The 21,357-nt window shown below is 71.3% G+C and carries 20 protein-coding genes and 1 pseudogene; 11 read left to right on the top strand and 10 right to left on the bottom strand.

The annotated features are described in order from the left end of the window. Nucleotides 1-72: 72 nt before the first annotated feature. A complete protein-coding gene (locus ACSMXO_RS13055) occupies nucleotides 73-1,572 on the bottom strand; it encodes an FAD-dependent oxidoreductase (protein ID WP_455417922.1) in 1,500 nt (499 codons plus the stop codon). Between the two features lie 63 nt (nucleotides 1,573-1,635). Between ACSMXO_RS13055 and ACSMXO_RS13050 the strand changes: the two genes are divergently transcribed. The 4 genes from ACSMXO_RS13050 to ACSMXO_RS13035 all read left to right on the top strand — a co-directional run bounded on the left by ACSMXO_RS13050 (nucleotide 1,636) and on the right by ACSMXO_RS13035 (nucleotide 4,712). Next, nucleotides 1,636-2,265, top strand: a complete 630-nt coding sequence (locus ACSMXO_RS13050; protein WP_346263346.1) for a TetR/AcrR family transcriptional regulator — start codon at nucleotides 1,636-1,638, stop codon at nucleotides 2,263-2,265. A 99-nt stretch (nucleotides 2,266-2,364) separates the two neighbouring features. Continuing rightward, nucleotides 2,365-2,889 carry a SigE family RNA polymerase sigma factor gene (locus tag ACSMXO_RS13045; RefSeq protein WP_346263347.1) on the top strand — a complete coding sequence of 175 codons (525 nt, stop codon included), beginning with the start codon at nucleotides 2,365-2,367 and terminating at the stop codon, nucleotides 2,887-2,889. Continuing rightward, on the top strand, nucleotides 2,886-3,764 hold the full coding sequence (locus ACSMXO_RS13040) for a hypothetical protein (RefSeq protein WP_346263348.1): 879 nt from the start codon (nucleotides 2,886-2,888) through the stop codon (nucleotides 3,762-3,764). Before ACSMXO_RS13045 ends, ACSMXO_RS13040 begins: the two co-directional genes overlap by 4 nt. Before the next feature lie 108 nt (nucleotides 3,765-3,872). Then, nucleotides 3,873-4,712, top strand: coding sequence for an aspartate aminotransferase family protein (locus ACSMXO_RS13035; protein WP_455419230.1), 840 nt, complete (start codon nucleotides 3,873-3,875; stop codon nucleotides 4,710-4,712). Nucleotides 4,713-4,944: 232 nt separating this feature from the next. Here ACSMXO_RS13035 and ACSMXO_RS13030 read toward each other — a convergent pair whose 3' ends face one another. Genes ACSMXO_RS13030 through ACSMXO_RS13020 form a run of 3 tightly spaced genes read right to left on the bottom strand, consistent with a single transcriptional unit; the run spans nucleotide 4,945 to nucleotide 7,373 of the window. Then, nucleotides 4,945-5,661 carry a PIG-L deacetylase family protein gene (locus ACSMXO_RS13030; RefSeq protein ID WP_455417921.1) on the bottom strand — a complete coding sequence of 239 codons (717 nt, stop codon included), beginning with the start codon at nucleotides 5,659-5,661 and terminating at the stop codon, nucleotides 4,945-4,947. Further along, nucleotides 5,658-6,593 (bottom strand): DUF6282 family protein, encoded by a 936-nt coding sequence (locus ACSMXO_RS13025; protein ID WP_455417920.1) that lies wholly within the window; start codon nucleotides 6,591-6,593, stop codon nucleotides 5,658-5,660. The genes ACSMXO_RS13030 and ACSMXO_RS13025 overlap by 4 nt, the downstream gene beginning before the upstream one ends. Before the next feature lie 36 nt (nucleotides 6,594-6,629). Beyond that, nucleotides 6,630-7,373, bottom strand: a complete 744-nt coding sequence (locus tag ACSMXO_RS13020; RefSeq protein ID WP_346263240.1) for a GntR family transcriptional regulator — start codon at nucleotides 7,371-7,373, stop codon at nucleotides 6,630-6,632. Between the two features lie 456 nt (nucleotides 7,374-7,829). On the opposite strand from ACSMXO_RS13020, the gene ACSMXO_RS13015 reads away from it, so the two are divergent. The 7 genes from ACSMXO_RS13015 (at nucleotide 7,830) to ACSMXO_RS12985 (ending at nucleotide 14,493) form a co-directional block, all read left to right on the top strand. Further along, on the top strand, nucleotides 7,830-8,843 hold the full coding sequence (locus tag ACSMXO_RS13015; RefSeq protein WP_346263241.1) for an ABC transporter substrate-binding protein: 1,014 nt from the start codon (nucleotides 7,830-7,832) through the stop codon (nucleotides 8,841-8,843). Between the two features lie 195 nt (nucleotides 8,844-9,038). Beyond that, nucleotides 9,039-9,827: an ABC transporter permease gene (locus tag ACSMXO_RS13010; protein ID WP_318399729.1), complete on the top strand. Its 789-nt coding sequence runs from the start codon at nucleotides 9,039-9,041 to the stop codon at nucleotides 9,825-9,827. A gap of 28 nt (nucleotides 9,828-9,855) precedes the next feature. Further along, nucleotides 9,856-10,635, top strand: coding sequence for an ABC transporter ATP-binding protein (locus tag ACSMXO_RS13005; RefSeq protein ID WP_455417919.1), 780 nt, complete (start codon nucleotides 9,856-9,858; stop codon nucleotides 10,633-10,635). A 427-nt stretch (nucleotides 10,636-11,062) separates the two neighbouring features. Beyond that, nucleotides 11,063-11,581, top strand: a complete 519-nt coding sequence (locus tag ACSMXO_RS13000) for a sigma-70 family RNA polymerase sigma factor (protein WP_346263244.1) — start codon at nucleotides 11,063-11,065, stop codon at nucleotides 11,579-11,581. Then, on the top strand, nucleotides 11,565-12,653 hold the full coding sequence (locus ACSMXO_RS12995) for a hypothetical protein (protein WP_455417918.1): 1,089 nt from the start codon (nucleotides 11,565-11,567) through the stop codon (nucleotides 12,651-12,653). Before ACSMXO_RS13000 ends, ACSMXO_RS12995 begins: the two co-directional genes overlap by 17 nt. Further along, nucleotides 12,650-13,648 carry an ABC transporter ATP-binding protein gene (locus ACSMXO_RS12990; RefSeq protein ID WP_346263246.1) on the top strand — a complete coding sequence of 333 codons (999 nt, stop codon included), beginning with the start codon at nucleotides 12,650-12,652 and terminating at the stop codon, nucleotides 13,646-13,648. Before ACSMXO_RS12995 ends, ACSMXO_RS12990 begins: the two co-directional genes overlap by 4 nt. Further along, nucleotides 13,645-14,493 (top strand): ABC transporter permease subunit, encoded by an 849-nt coding sequence (locus ACSMXO_RS12985; protein ID WP_455417917.1) that lies wholly within the window; start codon nucleotides 13,645-13,647, stop codon nucleotides 14,491-14,493. Before ACSMXO_RS12990 ends, ACSMXO_RS12985 begins: the two co-directional genes overlap by 4 nt. Before the next feature lie 19 nt (nucleotides 14,494-14,512). On the opposite strand, the pseudogene ACSMXO_RS12980 reads toward ACSMXO_RS12985, so the two are convergent. From ACSMXO_RS12980 to ACSMXO_RS12955, 6 genes and pseudogenes are all read right to left on the bottom strand, one after another. After that, nucleotides 14,513-15,521, bottom strand: a pseudogene (locus tag ACSMXO_RS12980) (GlxA family transcriptional regulator). An 11-nt stretch (nucleotides 15,522-15,532) separates the two neighbouring features. Continuing rightward, nucleotides 15,533-16,192 carry a response regulator gene (locus tag ACSMXO_RS12975; RefSeq protein WP_455417916.1) on the bottom strand — a complete coding sequence of 220 codons (660 nt, stop codon included), beginning with the start codon at nucleotides 16,190-16,192 and terminating at the stop codon, nucleotides 15,533-15,535. Next, a complete protein-coding gene (locus ACSMXO_RS12970) occupies nucleotides 16,189-17,343 on the bottom strand; it encodes a sensor histidine kinase (RefSeq protein ID WP_455417915.1) in 1,155 nt (384 codons plus the stop codon). Before ACSMXO_RS12970 ends, ACSMXO_RS12975 begins: the two co-directional genes overlap by 4 nt. Then, on the bottom strand, nucleotides 17,340-18,176 hold the full coding sequence (locus ACSMXO_RS12965) for a CPBP family intramembrane glutamic endopeptidase (RefSeq protein WP_455417914.1): 837 nt from the start codon (nucleotides 18,174-18,176) through the stop codon (nucleotides 17,340-17,342). The genes ACSMXO_RS12970 and ACSMXO_RS12965 overlap by 4 nt, the downstream gene beginning before the upstream one ends. 161 nt (nucleotides 18,177-18,337) lie before the next feature. Then, nucleotides 18,338-18,958: a hypothetical protein gene (locus tag ACSMXO_RS12960; protein ID WP_455417913.1), complete on the bottom strand. Its 621-nt coding sequence runs from the start codon at nucleotides 18,956-18,958 to the stop codon at nucleotides 18,338-18,340. A 249-nt stretch (nucleotides 18,959-19,207) separates the two neighbouring features. Then, the gene (locus ACSMXO_RS12955) at nucleotides 19,208-21,232 is read right to left on the bottom strand and encodes a GTP-binding protein (protein ID WP_455417912.1); all 2,025 of its coding nucleotides are present in this window, start codon (nucleotides 21,230-21,232) and stop codon (nucleotides 19,208-19,210) included. Nucleotides 21,233-21,357 lie beyond the last annotated feature (125 nt).

Below are 21,357 nucleotides of genomic sequence, written 5' to 3'. Positions count from 1 at the left end.
GCGGCAGGTTGCCGGCGCCCTCGGGCCGGTGGTCCGAGGGTGCCGCCGGCCACCGAGGAAATCGGACGCCTCTTACAGCGAGCGGAGGTACCCGGCGACACTGCCCGTCTCCGCCGCGTCGGCGACCAGCCCGATGTGTCCGTCCGGACGGACGAGGATCAGGGCGTCCGGACCGTACGCGCGTGCCACGTGCCCGCCGTCGTCGAGCAGGCTGCCCGGCCCGACCAGGTGGGGCTTGACGATGTCGGTCTCGACCTCGCCGAACATGGCGGCGCAGCGTTCCCCGAGGCCGAGCAGGGTGAAGTGCGGCCCACGGAAGAGATCGAAGAGCCGAACCGGCGCGCCGGTCACCGGGTCGCGCAGTGGCGCGTCCGGTGCCCGGTCACCCGCTCGCGGTCCTCCGGATCGGCTCGCCGGATGGCGGGAGAGTCGGCTCCACCGGTAGTTGAGCATGAGTTGTGAGAGTTCGGGGATGGCAACGGCATCGACGCCGCCGCCCGTTTCCTTGGTCGCGTCGAGGACGGCGTCGAGTCGTTCCGAGGTGATGTCGAGCAGCCAACTCGCAATCGGCAGCCGCTCCTCCTCGTACGTGTCGAGCAGGCTGGAGCTGGCCTTGCCGGCCAGCACGAGCCCCAGCTTCCAGCCGAGGTTGTAGGCGTCCTGGATCCCGCTGTTCATGCCGAGGCCACCCGCGATCGGGTGTACGTGCGCGGCGTCCCCGGCCAGGAACACCCGGCCCACCCGGAGTTGGTCGACCATGCGGACGTTGACCCGGTAGCTCGAGCGCCACTCCAGCCCGCGGAGTCGTACGCCCGGAATGCCGGCGACCCGGTCGAAGGTCCGCTGGAATCGCTCCAGCGTCGGTTCCAGCGGCGTACCGTCCCGGTCCAGCTCGTGCGACGCCTGCACCTGGAAGGCGTTGGTGCCGGGGAGCGGGCAGAGCATGATCCCGCCATCGCCGGTGAACCACTGGTGCCAGGCGTCCCGGCCGAGCCCGTCGACCTCGACGTCGCCGACGGCCATGAGTTGGACGTCCGGCGTCTGGCCGCGCAGGCTCAGGCCGAGTGCCTTGCGGACGGTGCTCCGACCGCCGTCGCAGCCGACCAGATATCGCGCCTGGATCTGAGCCTGGCCGACCGTGGCGGTCACGCCGTCGGCGTGTTGGCGGAAGCCGCGCAGTTCGGCGCCGAGCTCGACGGCGACGTCGAAGTCGGCCAGCCGCTCGCGCAGGATCTGCTCCACCCGCCACTGCGGGATCATCAGGCCGGTCGGGTACGGGATGTCCGGCGTAGGCACCCGTCCGGCCTCGGGGTCGATTTCGGCGACGACCTCCGCTCCCCGGTATTTGCGATGCGGCAGGTGGGTGATCCCGGAGGCCAGCACCCGGTCGATCACCGCGAGGTCGTCGAAGACCTCCAGGCTGCGGGGGCTCAACCCCTTGCCGCGGGAGCCGCCCGGAAACTCCGGGGCCCGATCGACGATCCGCACCGCGACGCCGCGCCGGGCAAGATCACACGCGAGCGTCAAGCCGGTCGGGCCGGCACCCACCACCAGGACATCTGTCTGCGTCATGCCTTGAATAAAAACGTTACCGGGTTAAAAAAGCAACCCGGTAACCAATGTTACCCTGCTCAGGTGACCGAGCCGACCGGGCTGCGGGCCCGCAAGAAGGCACGCACCCACGACGCCATCGCCGACGCGGCGATCTCGCTGTTCCTGGCGCACGGCTTCGACCAGGTCTCGGTCACCGACATCGCCGCGGCGGCGGAGGTCTCCAAGCCGACCCTCTTTCGGTACTTCGGCACCAAGGAGGACCTGGTCCTGCACCGATTCGCGGACCACAGCGGTGAGGCCGCGCGCGTCGTGCGTGCCCGCCAGCCCGGCGTCTCGCCATTGACCGCACTGCACCGGCACCTCCGGGCCGGTCTGGACCGGTACGACCCCGTCACCGGTCTCAACGACCATCCCGAGGTGGTGGCGTTCCATCGGCTGGTGTTCAGCACACCGAGCCTGGCGGGACGGGTCGCCCGGTACATGCTCGACGACGAGGAAGCGCTGGCGGGCGCGCTCGGCTCGGGCATCGAGGCACGACTGCGGGCCGCACAGGTGCTCGCGGTCCAACGGGTACTCGCCCGGGCCAACTGGCAGAAGATCGCCGACGGGCGAAGCGCCCGCGACGTCCACCCCGAGGCTGTCGCCGACGCCGACCAGGCATTCGCGCAACTGCGCTCCGGAACCGGCGACGCTACCGACGACGGCTCGTAGGGGTCGGCCAGGAGTCGCCACGATCCTGGAGAAAGCTCGGTGCGGTGCTCAACCTTGCCCGTCGGCCTGTCGTCCTTGCTAGCGACGGAAGGAGAGCCGGTGCGCTGGAGGAAGAGCTTCGAGGGCTTGGACACCCTCGTTGCCGAACGGGGCGATTCCCTGCTCGCCACGGCGGTGCTGCTGACCGGCAGCCGTGCCGCCGCTGAGGACCTCGTGCAGGCGGGGCTGGAGCGGCTGATGCGGCGCTGGAACCGGGTGCAGGGCGACAAGGAGGCCTACCTGCGCCGCACGATGTACCACCTCGCGGTCGACCAGTGGCGCAGCCGCAAGCGGCGGCCGGAGGTACTGGCCAGCGTCGAGCCGCCGGGCCGGTCCGACGGCACGGACGCGCTGCACCTCCGCCAGGCGCTCATCCAGGCGCTGGCCACGCTGCCACCCCGGCAGCGGGCGGTGCTGGTGCTGCGCTACTGGGAGCAGTACAGCGAGGCGGAAGCCGCGGAGACGCTCGGATGCTCGATCGGCACCGTCAAGTCCACCGCCTCCCGGGGGCTCTCCCGCCTCCGCGAGGTCACGGCTGCCTGGGCGGTTGACGACGCCCCGACATGGAACGGAGCGGGAAGATGACCACTGACATCGAAGAGCAACTGATCGCCGGCATGCGGCAGGAGGTGGCGGGAGTCGCGCTGACCTCCGACGTCGTCGGTGCGGCGAGGCGGCGCCACCAGCGCCGGAGGGCTGTGCTGGGTGCGACGTACGCGATGGGTGTGCTGGGCCTGGCCGGAGTGACCGCAGCCGTGCTGACGGTCGGCGGGGTCGGGCAGCCAGGGCCGGCGGGAGAGCGCGCACCGGTCGCCAGCGCCGCGACGCCGCGACTGGCCCTGGTCGCGGCGGTCGCCGCGAGCGAGAACATCAGCTACCGGATGCGGCTGACCCAGTCGGGGCCAGGAGGACTGACCTACGAGGGTGCGTTCGACCCGAAGACCGCCACCGGGTACGTCCGGGCGCCGCAGGACGACTCGGTCATGACCGAACTGCTGATCAACGGCACCCGGTACATCGGCGGAGAGCCGCCGCTAGGCCCGCTCCCGCCCGACAAGTCGGGCCCGGGCGAGACGTACGGGCGCTACGGCCAGTACCCGGGCAAGCACGACCGACTGTCCCTGTACGGCGCCTCGGACACCGTGCTGGGTGCCGCCTCCCCCGACCCGGCGGCGCTGTTCAAGGTGCTGAAGGACACGAACGCCACCGTCACGGAGAACCCGGACGGCACGCTGCACTTCGAGTACGCCACGCAGCTCAAGGACGGCTCGACCGCAACGACCGGCGACGTCGTCCGGGACGCCGACGGCCGGATCGCGAGGGTGGCGCTCACCTCCACCTGGCAGACGACGGCGAAAGGCCGGCTCGACACCGGCACGTCCACCTCGACGCTCGAACTCTTCGACTACGGCGTGGAGGTGAAGGTGCAGCGCCCGGCCGACGTGGTCCCCGCCAGGTAGGAACCGCTCCGGGCGACCGCCGCGGCGGTGGTCGCCAGGGCACCGTTGGGCTGCCCGCGACCGGCCGGGTCGCGGGCAGTTCACTGAACCTTTCTCCACCCCCCTCCGATACCGGGAAACCTCGCACTGCCGGCGCCGAATGCGTACCGGTCGCCGTTCCGATCCTCCGACGGGTCGCACGACTGGGAGACCGAACTCGCCTACGGCTTCGCCCTGGTCGACCAGCAGTCCGCCAGGAGTCTCGCCGCTTGTCTGGTCGAGCCCATCCTCTCCTCGGGTGGGATCATCGACCTGCCGCCCGGATACCTGCGCCGCCTCAAGGAGATGTGCGACGAGCGCGGGATGCTGCTCATCCTCGACGAGGCGCAGACCGGTCTCGGCCGCACCGGCACCATGTACGCGTTCGAGCGCGACGGAGTCGCCCCGGACATCCTGACGTTGTCGAAGACCCTCGGGGCCGGGCTGCCCGTGGCGGCCGTACTCACGTCCGCCGAGATCGAGCAGGTCTGCCACGACCGTGGATTCCTCTTCTACACCACACACGTCTCCGATCCGTTGGCGGCGGCGGTCGCGCTGACGGTCCTCGACGTCATCGACCGGGAAAACCTCGTCGAGCGTGCGGCGAGGCTGGGCGACCAGCTCACCGCCCGGCTACTGGCGCTCCGCGACGGCTACGAGGTCGTCGGCGACGTCCGCGGCCGCGGCCTGCTCCAGGGTGTCGAGCTCGTGCGGGACAAGAAGGGCAGGGCGCCGGCCGATGCGTTGGGCACAGCGGTCACCTCGGCCTGTCTCGAACGGGGTCTGCACATGAACATCGTCCAGCTCCCCGGGATGGGCGGGATCTTCCGCATCGCCCCGCCGCTCACGATCAGCGACGACGAGCTCCACACCGGAGTGGACATCCTCGAGGCATCGCTCAAGGCCGTACTCGGCGACACCACCGGATGAGTGGGTTCACCCGGAGGTCGAGAAGGTCACACGTCGCCTCGCCCGGCAGCGTCCAGGAATCCCGCCGGGCGGGTTGGCGGATCGACCCCGGTCGGAGGTAACCGGCGGGGTCGTCCGCCGTCCCGGATTCACCCTGCGGATTCCTCGGCCGCCCGCATGCCGTACCCGTCGTGGCGCGGATCGCCCGCCGCCGGCCGTGCCCGTGGACCGGGCTCCCCGGCCGACGCGCCGGTCACAGCGTACGGACCACGTTCGGGATGAGCCGCTGGAACGCCTCGGCCTCCCGGATCGCGGCGTTGCCGGTGACCCGCCGCGCGTGGTTGCCCCGCTGTTCGGCCCGCTGGGTGTAGTAGTCGCGCAGGTAACCCTGGGCGCCCATCGCGGCCATCGCCTCCTGCTTGGCCGGCATCACCTCGGTGATGTCGACGAAGACCGTCGGGGTGAACCCGCACAGCTCGGGCTGGTGCGGCTCGAAGACGAGGAACTCCGACGGTGGTGCGGTCTTGAAGCCACTGGCCACCCCCGCCCCGGCGGTGAGCTGCCGGGCGGTCGCCACCGCGGCGTGCGCCACCGGGTGGTCCGGGTTGAACGGATCCCGGTCGGGGTGGGTGAGCACCACGTGCGGGGCGTACTCCCGCATCAGCCCGGCCAACCGGTCGATGTCCTCGTCCCGGATCCGTAGCGGGTAGTCCCCCAGGTCGAACGCCTCGAAGCGCGCCCCGACGGCCCCGGCGGCCCGCTGCGCCTCCTCGTGCCGGATCCGCTTGACGTTCTCGATCGTCTGGTCCGGGTCCTTCCACAGCTCACCGGACTCGCCGCGCTCGCCGTACGACAGGGCCAGCACCAGCGCCTCGCCCCCGGCGGCGGTATGCGCGGCGACCGCCCCGGCAGCGCGCCAGACGAAGTCCGCGCTGTGCGCGCCGACCACCAACAGCCGGCGCCCGGTCATGCCGGCACCTCCGCGCTCGCCGCCGCCACGTGCCGCGAGTTGACCACGGCCATGGTGTGCACCTCCTGCTCGGTGAAGCCGGCCTCCAGCAGCCGGTCGGCGAAGAGCGCGAGGCCGTCCTCGACCGGCGGGTTGAACGGCTGTCCGAGGTCGCTGGAGAGCACCGAGTGCGCGACGCCGACGGCCCGGATGTTGCCGAACAGGTCGTCCCAGGAGACCTTCCCGGTGTACGCGGTGGTGAAGCAGCGTTCCAGCAGGGCGCCGGCTTCGGCGAGTTCCCGCTGTTGGGCGACGGGCAGTCGTTGCGAGGTGAACTCGGGGTGGGTGACGACGATCCGGCGTACTCCCTCCTCGCCGGCGGCGTGGACCACGGCCAGGATCTCCGGGCCGGACAGGTGCCCGGTGGCGAGCACGAGGTCGTGCCGGGCGATGACCCGGAGTACCTGGCGGACCGGTTCCCGTACCTGTCCGTCGGGGTCGACCACCTCGACGACGTCCGGGACGATGCCCTGGGCGTGCAGGTCGGCCTGGAGTGCTCCCCACATCGCCGGTTTGGCGCCGGGCAGGTCGGTGGCGGTGCTGCGGCGCTGGTTGCCGGAGTCGACGGTGGGCATCCAGACGATCCGGGCGCCCTGCCGGCCGGCGATCTCGACCGCGGCCGGGTTCATCCCGCCCACCGAGCCGTTCAGGGTGAGCGCGCCGAGCACGTCGACGTCGGGGCGTACCTTGCGCACCACGGCCGCGCGCTCGGCGGTCGGCACGTAGTGGGACTTCAGTACGAAGCCGGCGAGCCCGACCTCGGCGAACCGGCCGGCCAGGTCGAGGTCGTCGATCCGCCGCTCCATGACGTCGGGTGCGATGTGCACGTGGGTGTCGTACGCCCCCTGCACCAGGGCACGGGAGCGTGCGGACGGGACGGGATGATCTGACATGTCGCTCCTTGCAGGAGAGGGATACGCATGGCCGGTTCAGGCCGTACGGGTGCCGTCGGACGGGCCGGCCCCACGCCGGGCCGCCGAGGCGGTGTTAGCCAAAGTGGACTCGACGTGCCCGAGATGCCGCCGCATCGCGGCCTCGGCGGCGTCCGGGTCACGGTTGGCGATCGCCTCCACGACCGCGGTGTGCTCGCCAAGCGACTGGGCCGGCCGGCTGGGCACCAGGATGGTGCGGTACTGGAACCGGACGAGCTGGGCCCGGAGCCCGGCGATCATCCGGGCCGCGGTCTCGTGCCGGGCCGCCGCGATGATCGCGGCGTGCAGGTCGGCGTTCCCCTCCGAGTAGCCGAGCAGGTCGTCCTGCTCCAGCTTCTGGGTCATTCTGTCGAGCACCCGGCGAATGGCGGTGATCTCCCGGGTGGTGGCGTGCAGTGCCGCCTGCCGCGCGGTGAGCGCCTCCAGTACGGCCCGCGCCTGGAGGATCTCGACCGCCTCCTCCTCGGTGACCAGCCGGACGTGTGCGCCCCGGTTCGGGGTGCTCACCACAAGTCCGTCCTGGACGAGTCGGACCAGCACGGTCCGGACCACTGCCCGGCTGACCTGTAGCCGGGCCGCCAACTCGACCTCGATCAGTCGCTCGTTGGGCATCAGTTCACCGCGGTGGATCGCCTCGCGGAGCTCCTGGTACGCCTCGTCCGCCGAGCGGGCCGGCGGGCGGCGCGGGGTGCCAGCCGCGCGCCGTGCGGGGGTTGCCGGGGTTCGTGGGGCGTCACTCACGACGTGGTCACCGTCGATGCCGGACGGGCCACTCCGGCGGCCGTACGTCCTGACCGGACGGCTGCCGCGCGGCCCGCCGACCGGGCGTACCCGGAGACGGCAGGCCGGGGAGTGTCCAGAGCGGAGTACCCGCCGCCGCTCGCCGTCCCCCGGTACAGCCCGCCAGCCCGCAACATTGTCTCCTAGATTATCAACAATCGTGTTGACAGGATTGCTGCCAGAACTTCCCTTGTCAACAACGCTCTGAGCTGCGGAAAGGCGTTCACGACAGCGGGTATCCCTCGGTCAGAGCCCCCAAAAATGGCTCAATTTCGTCGGTGACAAGCCGGACATGAGTCATCTACGATTCTCGACCGGGCGAGGGTCGGCGCGGTTGGTGTCGCTCAGATCAAGGGCCACATCCTCGGCGCGGGTGCGTTGGGACCGCCCATCCACAAGCGAAAGCTGGAGGCATACATGTTCAGACGCTCTCGCGTCCTGGCGGCAACGCTGCTCGCCACGGCGCTGGCTGTGAGCGGTTGCAGCGGCGACGACGGCGGCGACGGCGCGTCCGCCGAGGGGACCGACAAGGTCGCCTACATCACGGCGTTCGGGGCCGTGGGCCGCGACTCCTTCGCCTGGGTGGCGAAGGAGAAGGGCTACTTCGCCGAGGTCGGTATCGAGGTCGACATCAAGAAGGGCGCGGGTAACGCGCAGAACCTCACGGCGCTCAAGTCGGGGCAGGTCCAGTTCGCCTCGCTCGACTTCACCGGCGCGGTGATCCAGGCCGGCAAGGGCGAGTTCACCGACTGGCGGGCGGTCGCCGCCGTACATCAGCAGACGCTGATCTCGGTGATGACCACCAAGGACACCGACATCACCGGCCCGAACGACCTGGCCGGCAAGACCATGGCCACCGGCAAGGGCTCGGTCACCGAACTGCTCTTCCCGGCGTACGCCAAGCTGGCCGGCCTCGACCCGGCGAGCGTCAAGATCGAGGGTGTGCAGGCCACGGCGCTCAACGGCCTGATGGCGAGCCGTCAGGTGGACGCGCTCGGCACCTTCCTGCTCAGCCGGGACGCGCTGGCGGCGGCCTCCAAGAAGGAGGTCGTCGTCCTGCCGTACAGCGACTACCTGCGGGACCTGTTCGGCAACGCCATCATCACCACCCCCGGCCTGATCGAGAAGGACTCGGACCTGGTTCGCCGGTTCACCGGTGCCCTGCTGAAGGGCCTGCAGTACACCGTCGACCACCCGGAGGAGGCGGCGACGATCCTGAACAAGGCGGAGCCGACGTACCCGGTGGCCTCCGGGGTCGGCGAGATCAAGGCGATGACCCCGTACGTCGTGCCGGCCGGCGGCGCCCCGATCGGTTCGATGGACGAGGGCCGGGTGGCGCGGACCATCGCCATCCTGCAGGGCTCCGGCCTGATGCCCTCCGGACTCAGCCCGGCCAGCGTGGTCGACCTCAACATCGTGCCGAAGACCTGACGACGCCTGCCTCGACCACGACCAGCACGATCTCGACCGCTGTCGAGAGGTCCTCGCCAGCGGTCGGGCGCACCTGACGGACAGGGGGCGGTGGTCGGAGCGGCTGCCGTCCCTTCTTCGTCCCGCAGCCGGGCGCTGCCCGGCACCTCGAACACCACGTTCATCGCCGCCCGAAAGGACCCTACGGGATTCACCATGACTGACAAGAGGACCGACGCCGGGCTGCGACGTCTGTGGGTCAACGCCGGGCTCCCCGCGCTGGGTACGCTGCTGGCGCTCGCGCTCTGGTGGTTGGTCACCATCGTCTTCAGCATCGAACCGTTCTGGCTACCCGCACCCCCGGACGTGGTGGACGCGTTCCAGCGGCTCTCCGGTCACCTGGTCGAACAGGCCGGAGTGACGCTGATGGAGACGGTCGTCGGCTTCGCCATCGGCTCGATCGGCGGGGCGGCCGTCGCGGTCCTCTTCGCCGCCTCGCGCACGATCGAGCGGATGACCATGCCGCTGATCGCCGCGGTCAACGCGGTGCCGAAGGCCGCGCTCGCCCCCCTGCTCATCGTCTGGATCGGGTTGAACACCCAGGCCAAGGTCGTCATGGTCGTGCTGCTCTGCTTCTTCCCGGTCCTGGTCTCCACCATGGCCGGGCTGACCTCCGTCCCCAACGACCTGCGCGAACTCGCCCACTCGCTCTCCTCCTCGTGGTGGCAGACCTTCCTGAAGGTCCGGCTGACCTGGGCACTGCCGCAGGTCTTCGTCGGTCTGAAGGTGGCCTCCTCGCTGGCCATCATCGGGGCGGTCATCGGTGAACTCACCAACCCCGACCGCGGGCTCGGCTCGGTCGTCGTCAGTTCCAGCCAGTCCGCGGACACGCCGCTCGCCTTCGCCGCGCTGACCCTGCTCGCCATCATGGGCGCCGGGCTGTTCTACCTGGTCGCGGCGCTGGAACGGATCCTCGTGCCGTGGGCCCGGGCGATCTCGTCGTGACCGGAACACAGCTCGCAAGGAGGGCACAATGATCAAGATTGCCGGACTGTCCCGGACCTTCCAGGGGAAATCCGGGACGGTGGAGGCGCTGCGCGACATCAACCTCGAGGTCGGCAACGGCGAGTTCCTGGCGGTGATCGGCCGGTCCGGCTGCGGCAAGTCCACGCTGCTGCGGATCATCGCTGGGCTGATCCGGCCGAGCCAGGGCGAGGTACTGGTCGCGGGCGAGCCGGTTGGCCGGCCCCGCCGGGACGTCGCGATGGTGTTCCAGCGCCCGGCGCTGCTGCCGTGGCGCAGCGTACGGAACAACGTGCTGCTGCCGGTGGAGATCTTCCGCTGGCGGCGGGCCGAGCACCGCGAGCACGCCGAGCGGCTGCTGGAGATGACCGGCCTGAGTGGCTTCGCCGACCGCCTTCCACATGAACTCTCCGGCGGCATGCAGCAACGGGTCTCGCTCTGTCGGGCCCTCATCCAGCGGCCCAAGGTGCTGCTGATGGACGAGCCGTTCTCCGCACTGGACGCGCTGACCCGCGAGGAGCTGGCCGTCGAGTTGCAGCGCATCCACATGGAGCTGGGCACCACCGTGGTCTTCGTGACCCACTCCATCCAGGAGGCGGTGCTGCTCGCCGACCGGGTGGCGGTACTGAGTGCCCGGCCCGGCCGGCTGCGCGAGCTCGTCGACATCGACATCCCGCGTCCGCGCTCGTTCGGGCACAACGCCCACCTGGAGGATGTCGCCGCCGCCTCCGCCGAGCTGCACCAACTGCTGCTCAGCGACCACCTGCCGGCGACCTCGACCGCCGGCTGACCTCCACCCGGCCGCCCCGGCCCACCAGCCACCGCCAGGTGCGGTGAGCACGCCAGGGGGCGACACGAACGACCTTTCCCACCGGCCGGCCAGGCGAAGTTTTCGCCCGGCCGGCCGGCTTGTTGGAGTTCCTCCCCGATCCGCCGCTCATGGCCGAGAATTACTGGATCGTGCCGTCCGACGAATTCCTCTGCTCCGAGGAATCGGCGAACGCGCTCCGCCGCGCATGAACGGGTCGCCGACACCGTCGCGGTGATGTCGACGGCGGGTGTCACATCTCGGGTGCCGGCGGTGCTTTGAAGATGTGGAGGAAGATGTGGAGCTCGTCGGGCGCCGTGCGACCGTACTGGCCACGGCGGTCGCTGCGGTGCCGTCCGCCGGCGGTGGCAGGGCGGCCGGACGAGCCGGACGGGGGGATGCCGTGGCCGTGTCGACTCCTCCGGGACGAAAAGCGGTCCGTTCCGATCTTGAGCAGGTCTTCCGCTCCGCCTACCCGCGGGTAGTCGCCGTCGCCGCGCGGGTGCTCGGCTCCGGGGACCAGGCCGAGGACGTGGCGCAGGAGGTGTTCCTGACGTTCGGGCGCTCCCGCGTACCCGCGGGGGAGGCGGTGGGGTGGTTGTGCGTCGCCGCGGCGCACACCGCACTGAACCATCTCCGAACCGGTCGGCGTCGCGCCTCCCGGGAGAAGGCCGCCGGTGTCGGTGACGTCGTCAGCCCTGACGTCGCCGACGTGGTCGTGACCCTCGACGAGCGCCGTCGTGTGCGCGGGGCGCTGGCACGGCTGCCCCGCAAGCAGGCCGTGGCCCTGGTGCTTCGGCACAGCGGCCTGAGCTACGCCGAGGTGGCGGCCGCTCTTGAACTCTCCCCCGGCAGCGTGGGCACCATCGTGCGCCGCGCCGAGTCCGCCCTACGCAAGGAGTTGAACCGTCATGCGCCATCCGACTGACGGCATGTTGCGCCGGCTTGTGGACGAGCCCGTCGGCGTCGCTGACGCCGACCGCGAGCACGTCGCGGACTGCCCGAAGTGCCTGTCCGGGCTGGCAGCCGCCCGCCAGGACGCCGCGTTCGCCGGTGCGGCGTTCGAGGTCGAGGTCAGCACCGACGTCGAGGACGGCTGGCACCGCCTGTCCCGGGCGATCGCCGCGGACCGGCCCCGGCAGGTGGCGGTGGCGGCCCGCCCGCCGCGATGGCGTACGGCGTTGCGCAGCCCGCTGTTCGCCGGTGTCGCGGCGGTCGCGCTGCTGACCGGGGCCACCACTGCCGCCGCCGCGAACTGGCTACCGATCTTCCGTACCGAGCGGATCGCGCCGATCACGGTCACCCAGGCCGATCTGCTGCGGCTGCCGGACCTCTCCGCGTACGGCGAGGCCAAGGTCACCAAGGTCGCCGACATCCACCCGGTCGCCGATGCCACCGCGGCGGAAAAGGCCACCGGCCTCTCCGCGCCTCGGGTGCGCAAGCTGCCCCGTGGTGTGACCGGCGAACCGACGTTCCACGTCGGCAACCAGGTGAGCGCCACGTTCACGTTCTCGGCGGAGAAGGCGGCGCAGACCGCGGCGGCCGCCGGCAGACCGCTGCCTCCACCGCCACCGGGCCTTGAGGGCAGCCCGTTCAGGATGACCGCGGGCCCGGGCCTCGCCGCGATCTGGTCGCAGTCCCAGGGGAGGCCCGCCATGATCGTCGGCCGGGTGGTCGCACCGGCCGTCTACTCCGCAGGCATCCCGTTCGAGACCGCCCGCGACTACCTGCTCTCGCTGCCCGGTCTGCCGGAGGACGTGGCGTCGCAGTTGCGCGGTTTCACCGACGACGGGACGACGCTGCCGCTGATCGTGAAGATCGGTAAGGAGACGAGCTTCTCCGCCGAGGTCGACGGCGTACCGGCCACCGTCCTCACCACCAGGGGCGGCACCCTCGCGGCCGTCTTCTGGGTCAAGGACGGCGTGCTCAACGCGGTGGCCGGCTCACTCGGCACCGACGAGGTGCTGTCGGTGGCTCGCGGGTTGCGGTGGGGCCGATGACGACCGACCCCACCACCCGGCAGGGCGACCTCCCCTCCCCCGACACCGTGGCGCAACTCCTTGCCGACCTACCCCCGTCACCGGCGGTGTGGTGCTCGGGTCTGCGCAAGCGATACCGGCGCCGGACCGCGGTCGACGAGGTCTCCCTCACCGTCGGGCGCGGCGAGGTGGTCGGCCTGCTCGGACCCAACGGAGCCGGCAAGACCTCCGTCATCAAGATGCTGCTCGGACTCGTCCGGCCCGACGCCGGCGAGGTGCTGCTGCTCGGGCGACCGGCCCGGGACCCGCACTCCCGCACCCACGTCGGCTACCTACCGGAGCTTTTCCGGTATCAGCCCTGGCTGTCCGCCGCCGAGGTGCTGGCCCTGCACACCCGGCTCGCCGGCGCCACGGTGCCGGCTGCGGAGCGGCAGGAATGCCTGGCCATGGTGGGCCTCGCCGACCGTGCCGCCGACCGGGTGGGCGGCTTCTCCAAGGGCATGCAGCAGCGCCTCGGGCTGGCCGTGGCGCTGGTGGCCCGCCCCGAACTCGTCATCCTCGACGAGCCGACGAGCGCCCTCGATCCCGTCGGCAGGGCCGACGTGCGGGACCTACTGCTCTCCCTCAAGGCTCGCGGGGTCGCCGTCCTGCTCAACTCGCATCTCATCGGCGAGGTGGAGCGGGTCTGCGACCGGGTCGTCATCCTCGACAAGGGCCGGGTCGCCGCATCCGGCACCCTCCCGGAGCTGCTCGGCCAGCGTGAGCTGCGACTTCGCCTCGACGGGGTGAGCGCGCAGGCGGAGGCCCGGCTGGCCGCCGCCGGCCCGCTCACCCGTACCGGGGACGCGTTCACCGTCACCCTCCCCGCAGAGCAGGACGGCGCCGCCGTGCCCGACCTCGTGGCGGATCTGGTCAGCCTCGGGGTACGCATACACGCCGTCGAGCTGGGGCGGATCAGTCTCGAACAGCGGCTGCTCGACATCCTGCGCACCAGCCCTACCGAGGAGCACGCATGACCGCCCGTACCGTGTTCACCATCGCCACGCTCACCGTCAAGGAGGCCACGCGCCGACGGGTACTGCTCGCGCTCGTCGCGTTGACCGTCGTACTGCTCGCGGTCAGCGCCTTCGGGTTCTCCCGGATCGACGCCACGTTCGGCGGGTTGACCACCGGAGAGGCCCGGTTGGCGGCCGCCGTGGTCCTGAACCTGGTGATGTTCGGCCTGAGCCTGACCGCCGCGCTCGGCACGGCGTTCCTCGCCGGTCCCACCCTGGCCGGTGAGACCGAAACCGGGATCGCGCTGGCCGTCCTGGCCCGCCCGGTCCGCCGCTCGGCGGTGCTGCTGGGCAAATGGCTGGGGCTCGTGACCTTCGGCAGCGGCTTCCTGGCCGTGGCCGGACTCGCCCAACTCCTCATCGTCCGAACCACCACGGGCTACTGGCCACCCCGGCCGGTGACCGGTCTGGCACTGCTCGCCGCGCAGGCCGCGGTCCTGCTCACCCTCGGCCTGCTGCTCTCCACCGCTGTCTCCCCGATGGCGTCGGGCATCGTGGCGGTCGGCCTCTTCGGCGCCACCTGGATCGGCGGCGTGGTCGGCGCGTTCGGCGAGGCGCTCGGCAACGAGAGCGTGGCTCGGATCGGCACCGTCTCCCGGATGCTGCTCCCGACCGACGGCCTGTGGCGCGGAGCCATGAACGCCTTCCAGGACCCGACCCTGCTGATCCAGTTCCAGGAGGCGTTCAAGGGGCACCCCTTCCTGAGCGAGGCGGCGCTCACTCCCACCTACCTCGCCTGGACCGGCCTCTGGATCGCCCTCGCCCTCGGACTCGCGGCGGTGTCCTTCCAGCGCCGGGACCTTTGACCGGCCGGACACCCGAGCGTCACCGCGTCCTCGTAGCCGCGCCCGGGCGCCCGCCCCGGCCAGGGCGGGCCCGGCGGGCAGGCGTGACGGCGGGCCGCGCGTCGGAGGAGAACGCCAGGCGGTAGTGGCGCGGGCTCACGCCGACGATCTGCCGGAACCGCTCCCGGAACGCCGTCGCCGAGGTGAACCCGACCAGTTCGCCGACGTGTTCCACCGGCTGGTCGCTGGTCTCCAGCAGGAGTTGCGCGGCGGATGCGTTGCCGGTTGAGCCACTGCATGGGGGTGGTGCCGGTCTGGTCGCGGAAGTGCCGGCTCAGCGAACGGGTGCTCATCGACGCTTCGCCAGCGATGGCGGCCAGGGTCAGTGGGGCGTGGAGATTGCCGGTCAGCCAGGTCAGCAGTGGTTGCAGGGAGATGCCGGCCGGGGTTGGTGGCTCGTGCGCGATGAACTGCGCCTGGCCACCGGCCCGCTCCAGCGGCATGACCGAGGTTCGCGCGGTCTGCGCGGCGATCGCGGCACCGTGGTCACGCCGTACGAGGTGCAGGCACAGATCCAGTCCTGCGGCGGCACCCGCCGAGGTCAGTACCGACCCGTCGTCGACGAACAGCACCTCCGGGTCGACCTCGACGGCGGGGTGGCGACGAGCGAGCTGCGCGGCCGCCGCCCAGTGCGTGGTGGCCCGGCGGCCGTCGAGCAGTCCGGCGGCGGCCAGGAGGAAGGCACCGGTACAGATGGAGACCAGCCGGCCGGTCGCGGCGGTGAGCGCCGCGACGAGTCCGGGCGGGATCGGGGCGTCGATGTCGGCGACACCGGGAACGACGACCGTGTCGGCTTCGGCCAGCGTGGGCAACCCGTACGGGGTACGGATGGCGATCGGCCCGGCCCTGACCTCGTCGGTGTCCGCGCAGACCCGAAGCTGGTACGCCGGGCGGCCGTCGGCCAGCCGGGCGCGGCCGAAGACCTCGATCGGCACGGACAGGTCGAACGGGACCACGCCGTCGAAGGCGAGGATCACGACGCGATGCATCGGCGGGGGTCTCAGGTCACCAGGCCGCTGCGGTAGGCGTAGACCACCGCCTGTACGCGGTCGCGCAGGTCGAGCTTGCTGAGGATGCGCGACACGTACGTCTTGACGGTCTCCTGACTGATCACCAGGGTCGCGGCGATCTCGCTGTTGGACAGGCCGTTGGCGATGAGGCGCAGCACCTCGAGTTCGCGCGGGGTCAGCCCGGCGCCGTCCGGCATGCCCTCGGCGGGACGGATCCGCGCCGCGTACCTGCCGACGAGTTGCCGGGTCACCTCGGGTGCCAGCAGTGCGGCACCGGTCGCGACGGTGCGGATGCCGTGCAGCAGTTGCGCCGGTGGGGCGTCCTTGAGCAGGAATCCGCTCGCCCCCGCGCGCAGCGCCTCGTACACGTACTCGTCCAGGTTGAACGTCGTCACCACGAGTACCTTGACGGGTTGCGCCACCCCGACCCCGGCCAGCAGGCGGGTCGCCTGGATGCCGTCGAGTACCGGCATCCGTACGTCCATCACCACCACGTCCGGGTGCAGCCGGCCGGCGAGGTCGACCGCGGCGCGCCCGTCCCCGCACTCGCCCACCACCTCCAGGTCGGGCTGCGCGTCGATGATCGTCGCGAATCCGGTGCGGATCAGCGCCTGGTCGTCACAGACCAGTACCCGGACCGGCGCGGTCACGACGGGCTCCCCGCGGGGATGCGGGCCCGCACGACGAAGCCGCCGCCCGGCTGCCGGTCCGCGCTGAACTCGCCGCCCAGCACGTCGACGCGTTCGCGGAGCCCGGCCAGGCCCCGCCCGCTTCCGCCGGGCGAGGCGGTCCGCGAGTCGGAACCGTCGGTGCTGACCTCCACGGTGATCTCCCTTGCGCCGTGCTGCACCTGGACCACGGTACGGCTGCCGTGGGCGTACTTGAGGGCGTTCGTCAGGGCCTCCTGCACCACCCGGTAGGCCGCCAGCTCGGCACTGCCGGTCGACTCCGCCGGCTTGCCCTGCTCGGTGAACTCCACCGGCTGCCCGGCCTGGCGCGTCTGCTCCACCAGCGCGTGCAGCTCGCCGACGGACGGCATCCTGGCCTCGGTCCCGTGGTCGGGGTTGAGCAGGTCGAGCAGGTGCCGCAGGTCGCTGATGGCCCGCCGGCCGGTGTCGGTGATGGCGCTGAGGGTCTCGTCGAGCCGGGCGGGTGCGGCGGTCAGATACCGTGCCGCCTCCGCCTGCACGACCATCGCCGTCACATGGTGGGTCACCACGTCGTGGAGTTCCCGGGCGATCCGGGTGCGTTCGGCGGTGCGGCTGGCCTCGGCGACGCGGTGCCGGCGTTCGGCCTCGGCGGCCCGGGTGGACCGCAGCCACGATCCGATTCTCCAGGCGAGGACCAGCGCCAGGTAGAACACCACGAATCCCTCCACCGGCTCGGTGGCCCCGAGCCGGTGCAGCGCGACCGCCAGCGGCAGGTACGCCGCGGAGAGCAGCACCGCGGCGACACGCCGGTGACGTTCCAGGTAGGCGCCCGCGCTCAGCAGGGCGATCGGCAGCGCGGTACCCGCGAACGCGTGGTAACCGAGGAGCTGGTCGCCGACGAAGCCGAGCGACACCAGGACCAGACACGCGGCCGGCCACCGCCGGCGTACCGCCAACGGTAGGGCCTGCACGGCGATCACCGCGACGGCCAGCGCGTCGAAGGGGCGAGTTGGCAGGTCGCCGACCTGGGTCCCCTGGCCGTGCAACGCCGGCAGCAGCGACGCGACGGCGAGCAGCAGCGCGAACGGGAGATCCCGGACCGTGACGTCATACCGCCGCCACCGGTCCGGGACCCGCCGAAGGTCGATCACTGCGCGAGCGTAGCGGTCGGGTCGGTCTGAGCGGTGCGTCGGCGGCGGGGCACCAGGTGGCCACGCCGGCGGGCCAGCCACATGAACACGATGGTCAGCACCACGCCGGCCAGCACCGCGTACAGGCTCGCCTCCGGCCCGAACTCGCCGCCGCTGAGCAGGGTCGGCCCCGACAGTACGCCGTCCAGCAGACCCTCCGGCCCGCTCCTGCCGGAGGTGGTGGTGCCGAAGACGCCGGCCTGGGCGAAGTTCCAGCCGAAGTGCAGGCCGATCGGCAGCCACAGGGTACGGGTGGCGGCGTACGCGGCGGCGAGCATGCCGCCGGCCTCGACCGCGATGGCGATCGCGCCCCACAGGCTGGCGTGCGTGTTGAACAGGTGCGCCAGGCCGAACAGCAGGCCGGTCAGCACCAGCGATCCCCACGTGCCGATTCGCTCCTCGACGATCCGGAACAGGATGCCGCGAAAGATCAGCTCCTCCGTCACGGCAGCCGCGGCCATGAAACCGAGCAGCGCCAGTGCGCCCGCCGCCGAGCCCATGCCGTCGATCCGATAGCCGCCGAGCAGCGCGATGTTCGCGATGACGGCCGCGAACATCCCGACACCGATCAGCAGCCCCCGGCCCACGGCAGCACCAGCGCCTTTCCCGGCCACCTCCACCGGCGCCCGACGCTCGGTGCGCCGCACCACCCACGCGTACGTGAGCAACGCGAGCACCGCGGTCGCGAGGCCGAGGCCCAGGGTGAGAAACGGGTTTCCCCGCACCGCACCGACGGCCAGGCTGCCGGCGAGGGCGACCACCGCGACGGCCCCGAGCTGCTTCAACAGTCGCATGACGACTCCTTCGCGAGAAGTCACGGCCGAAGCGCCGTGGCTGCCTCGAACGCTATGGACTCGCCGGCCCGAAATCGTCACCGCACGGTGGACACTCGTGGGTAGCTCGCCCGGGGGACAAGCGTGCCGCGGAGAGAGAGTGCCCAGCGCTGCGGCAGGCGTCAGTACTGCATGACGCAGTAGACGACAGTCGGATGCGTGAACCGGTACCAGCGGTTCCACCTGTGGTCCCGCGTGCACCTGTCGCCGTTGGATGCGCCCGGGACTATGTCGATGATGTGAACCGTGCCTTTCGCCTTGCACTTCGGCGCGTGGACGATCCAGCCGTCACTCTTCGGGAACCTGTAGCAGAAGAAGCGCACCAGGTGGCGCTCCAGACAGAGCCGATATCCGTCTTCGGTGATGTACGGGGCATCGGGGTCGGCGCAGGTGCTCTGGTCGTAGTCGACCGACACCACCCGGTAGGTGCCGCTGCTGCCGTTGCAGTTGCCGACCCCGAGGAAGTTCCCGGCCAGGTCGACGCCGATGCACTGCCCGATGCTGGCCGGCGGCGGTGGCGGTGCCGGCCTGGTCGGCGGTGCCGGCGCGGTCGTGCGGACCGGCTCGGGCGGCGGGTAGGTGCTGCCGACGGTGGTCCGCGAACTGTCCTTCCGGTTGTTGATCACCACGCCGACCGCCGCGGCCCCGCAGACTCCGACCAGGCACAGGGCCAGAAGCCCACCGACCAGTCCGAGGATGAGCGGCCCGTTGGACTTCGGTGGGGCCGGTGGAGGCACGGTCATGCCGGTCTGCGGTGCAGGCACGCCCGGATAGCCAGGCGGGCCAGGCGGTGGAGGCCACGTCACGCGACGAGTGTCACATACGCCTCCGCCAGCCGGCCATCCGTCCATCCAGGACGGCGGCCGGGTTTCACCGCGGTCCGTCGCGTGCCTGCCGGTGACGGCGCCGGTGTCGCACTCGCCCTGGCACCGGTAACGGCGGGCGCCGTCCGCCTGGCTCTGCGGCGGACGCGGTAGCGGATGTGCCTCGCGTCACCCGCGGGCACCCTGCCGGGTCAGGGAGGTCAGGTACCGTTCGCGGTGCCGGGGATCCGCCGTCGTCCGCGCCCGGGTCGGTGGTTCGCCGCGGACCGGCCGGTAGCCGTCGAACGTGGACTCGATGACGCCCTCGCCCCCGGTCAGCGCAGGTAGCTGTCGGTGCAGGTGCGGTAGTCGCGCGGCCGGTACGACCGCCTCGATCGTGGTCAGGTCGCCCCGCACCGACTGCTGCCGCACTGCCGCGCCGAGGCGGCCCAGGGCCGTCAGCACGGCGCTGATCGCCCACACCGGAATTTCGAGACTCACCCGGAGCACCGGCTCGCAGACCACGGTTCCGGCCTGGTCGAGCGCCCGCATCAGCACGATCGGCGTGAGGTTGCGGAAGTCCGCCGGGGTACTGAGCGGGCCACGCCTCGACGGCGGGCCGTCGGCCAGGCTGTAGTTACAGTCGATCATGGTGACGACGCAGTCGGTGACCTGCCAGCCGAACCTGCCCTCGCGCAGGGCCCGGCGCACGTACTGGCTCATGTGGTCGGCAAAGGTGTCGGCGTTCCGGTAGACGTACATCGGCACTGCCTGCGGCTCGACCCGCATCCGGAACTCGGTCCCCGAGTTGACCGGACCGGGCTCGATCCGCAGGCCGATGGTGGCCTGGAACGGGTTCGACTCGGTGTTGAGGAACTCGGCGGCCTCACCGAGCCGGACCGGACGCTCGACACACACGATGGTCGTCTCCCGGAACGTGACGTCGATGCCGAACTCGGTCGCCAGGGTCGCCTGGACGACCTCCTTCTGCACCTCACCGTAGAGCGAGACGGAGACCTCCCGGCCGGTGTCGTCCACCCGAACGGCAATCAGCGGATCCTGCTCGGCCAGCCACGCCAGCGCGCCGCGCAACGCACCGTCGTCGGCCGGGCGCACGGGGGCGACAACGGTCTCCATCGTCGGCGGGGCGAAATGATGCTCGCCGCCGGTCGGGGGTGGCCGGCCGATGGTGTCGCCGATCCGTACCCCGCTCAGGCCCCACAGCCGGCCGATCTCACCGGCAGCGAGCTCCGGGCGACGAACCCACCCGCCGTTCTCCGAGACGCTGATGGCCGTCGCCTTGGCCTCGGCCTCGGCGCCGCCGACACCCGTGACGGGCACCCGCTGCCGGATGCGCAGCGTGCCGGCGAACATCCGGAGGTAGGCGATCTTCTCCCCCGCCGACCCACGGTCGATCTTGAAGATGCGGCCGGAGACAGCGGCTTCCGCGTCCCCCGCCTCCGCGGGCAGCAGTTCGGCCAGGCCGGTCATCAGCGCGGCGACGCCCTCCCCGGTGATCGCCGATCCGAGGAAGACGGGATGGACCAACGACCGCCGCGTCTGCGCCGCCAGTTCCCCGCGCAGCCGCCGGTCCGTGACGGCGCGCTCATTCTCGACGTACGCGGCCAGCAGTGCGTCGTCCCGGTCGACGAGCGCCTCGGTCAGCACCGCCCGGAACGCGGGGTCACCGGACCCGTACGGGGTGAACCGCGCCGCCGGAGTACCGATCTCGTCGACCGTACCCATCGGGATGATCGCGGCCGTGAGCCGGTTCGTGACTGCCTCGAGCACCCGCCCGGCATCGGCACCGCCCCGGTCGATCTTGTTGACGAACAGCAGCGTCGGTACGCGCAACCGCCGTAGCGCACGCATCAGGACGCGGGTCTGTGGCTGGACGCCCTCGACGGCCGAGATCACCAGAACGGCGCCGTCGAGCAGGCTGAGTACTCGCTCGACCTCGGCGATGAAGTCCGGGTGGCCGGGTGTGTCGATCAGGTTGACCGTCACGCCGGCGATCTCGAACGACACGACGGCGGACTTGATGGTGATGCCACGCTGGCGCTCCAGCGCCAGCGTGTCGGTGCGGGTCGTGCCGGCATCGACCTCGCCGACGGTGTCGATGACCCCGGCCGCGTACAGCAGCCGTTCGGTCAGAGTCGTCTTACCGGCGTCGACATGCGCCAGGATCCCCAGGTTCAGCGTTCTCCGCGCCAACCGCCACACCCCTCGAAGAGATCGAAGTTCCCTGTCCGATGGAGGTGTACGTGGCTCGCATGTCGTCTCCCTGGTCATTTCATTCGTCGGTTGGACCTCGCCCGAGTCAACCACGGCTCGGAACC

It is taken from the genome of Plantactinospora sp. DSM 117369 (genome assembly GCF_053764795.1).
The sequence above is the reverse complement of the archived record's forward strand: the minus strand, read 5'-3'. Positions and strand labels throughout refer to the sequence as shown.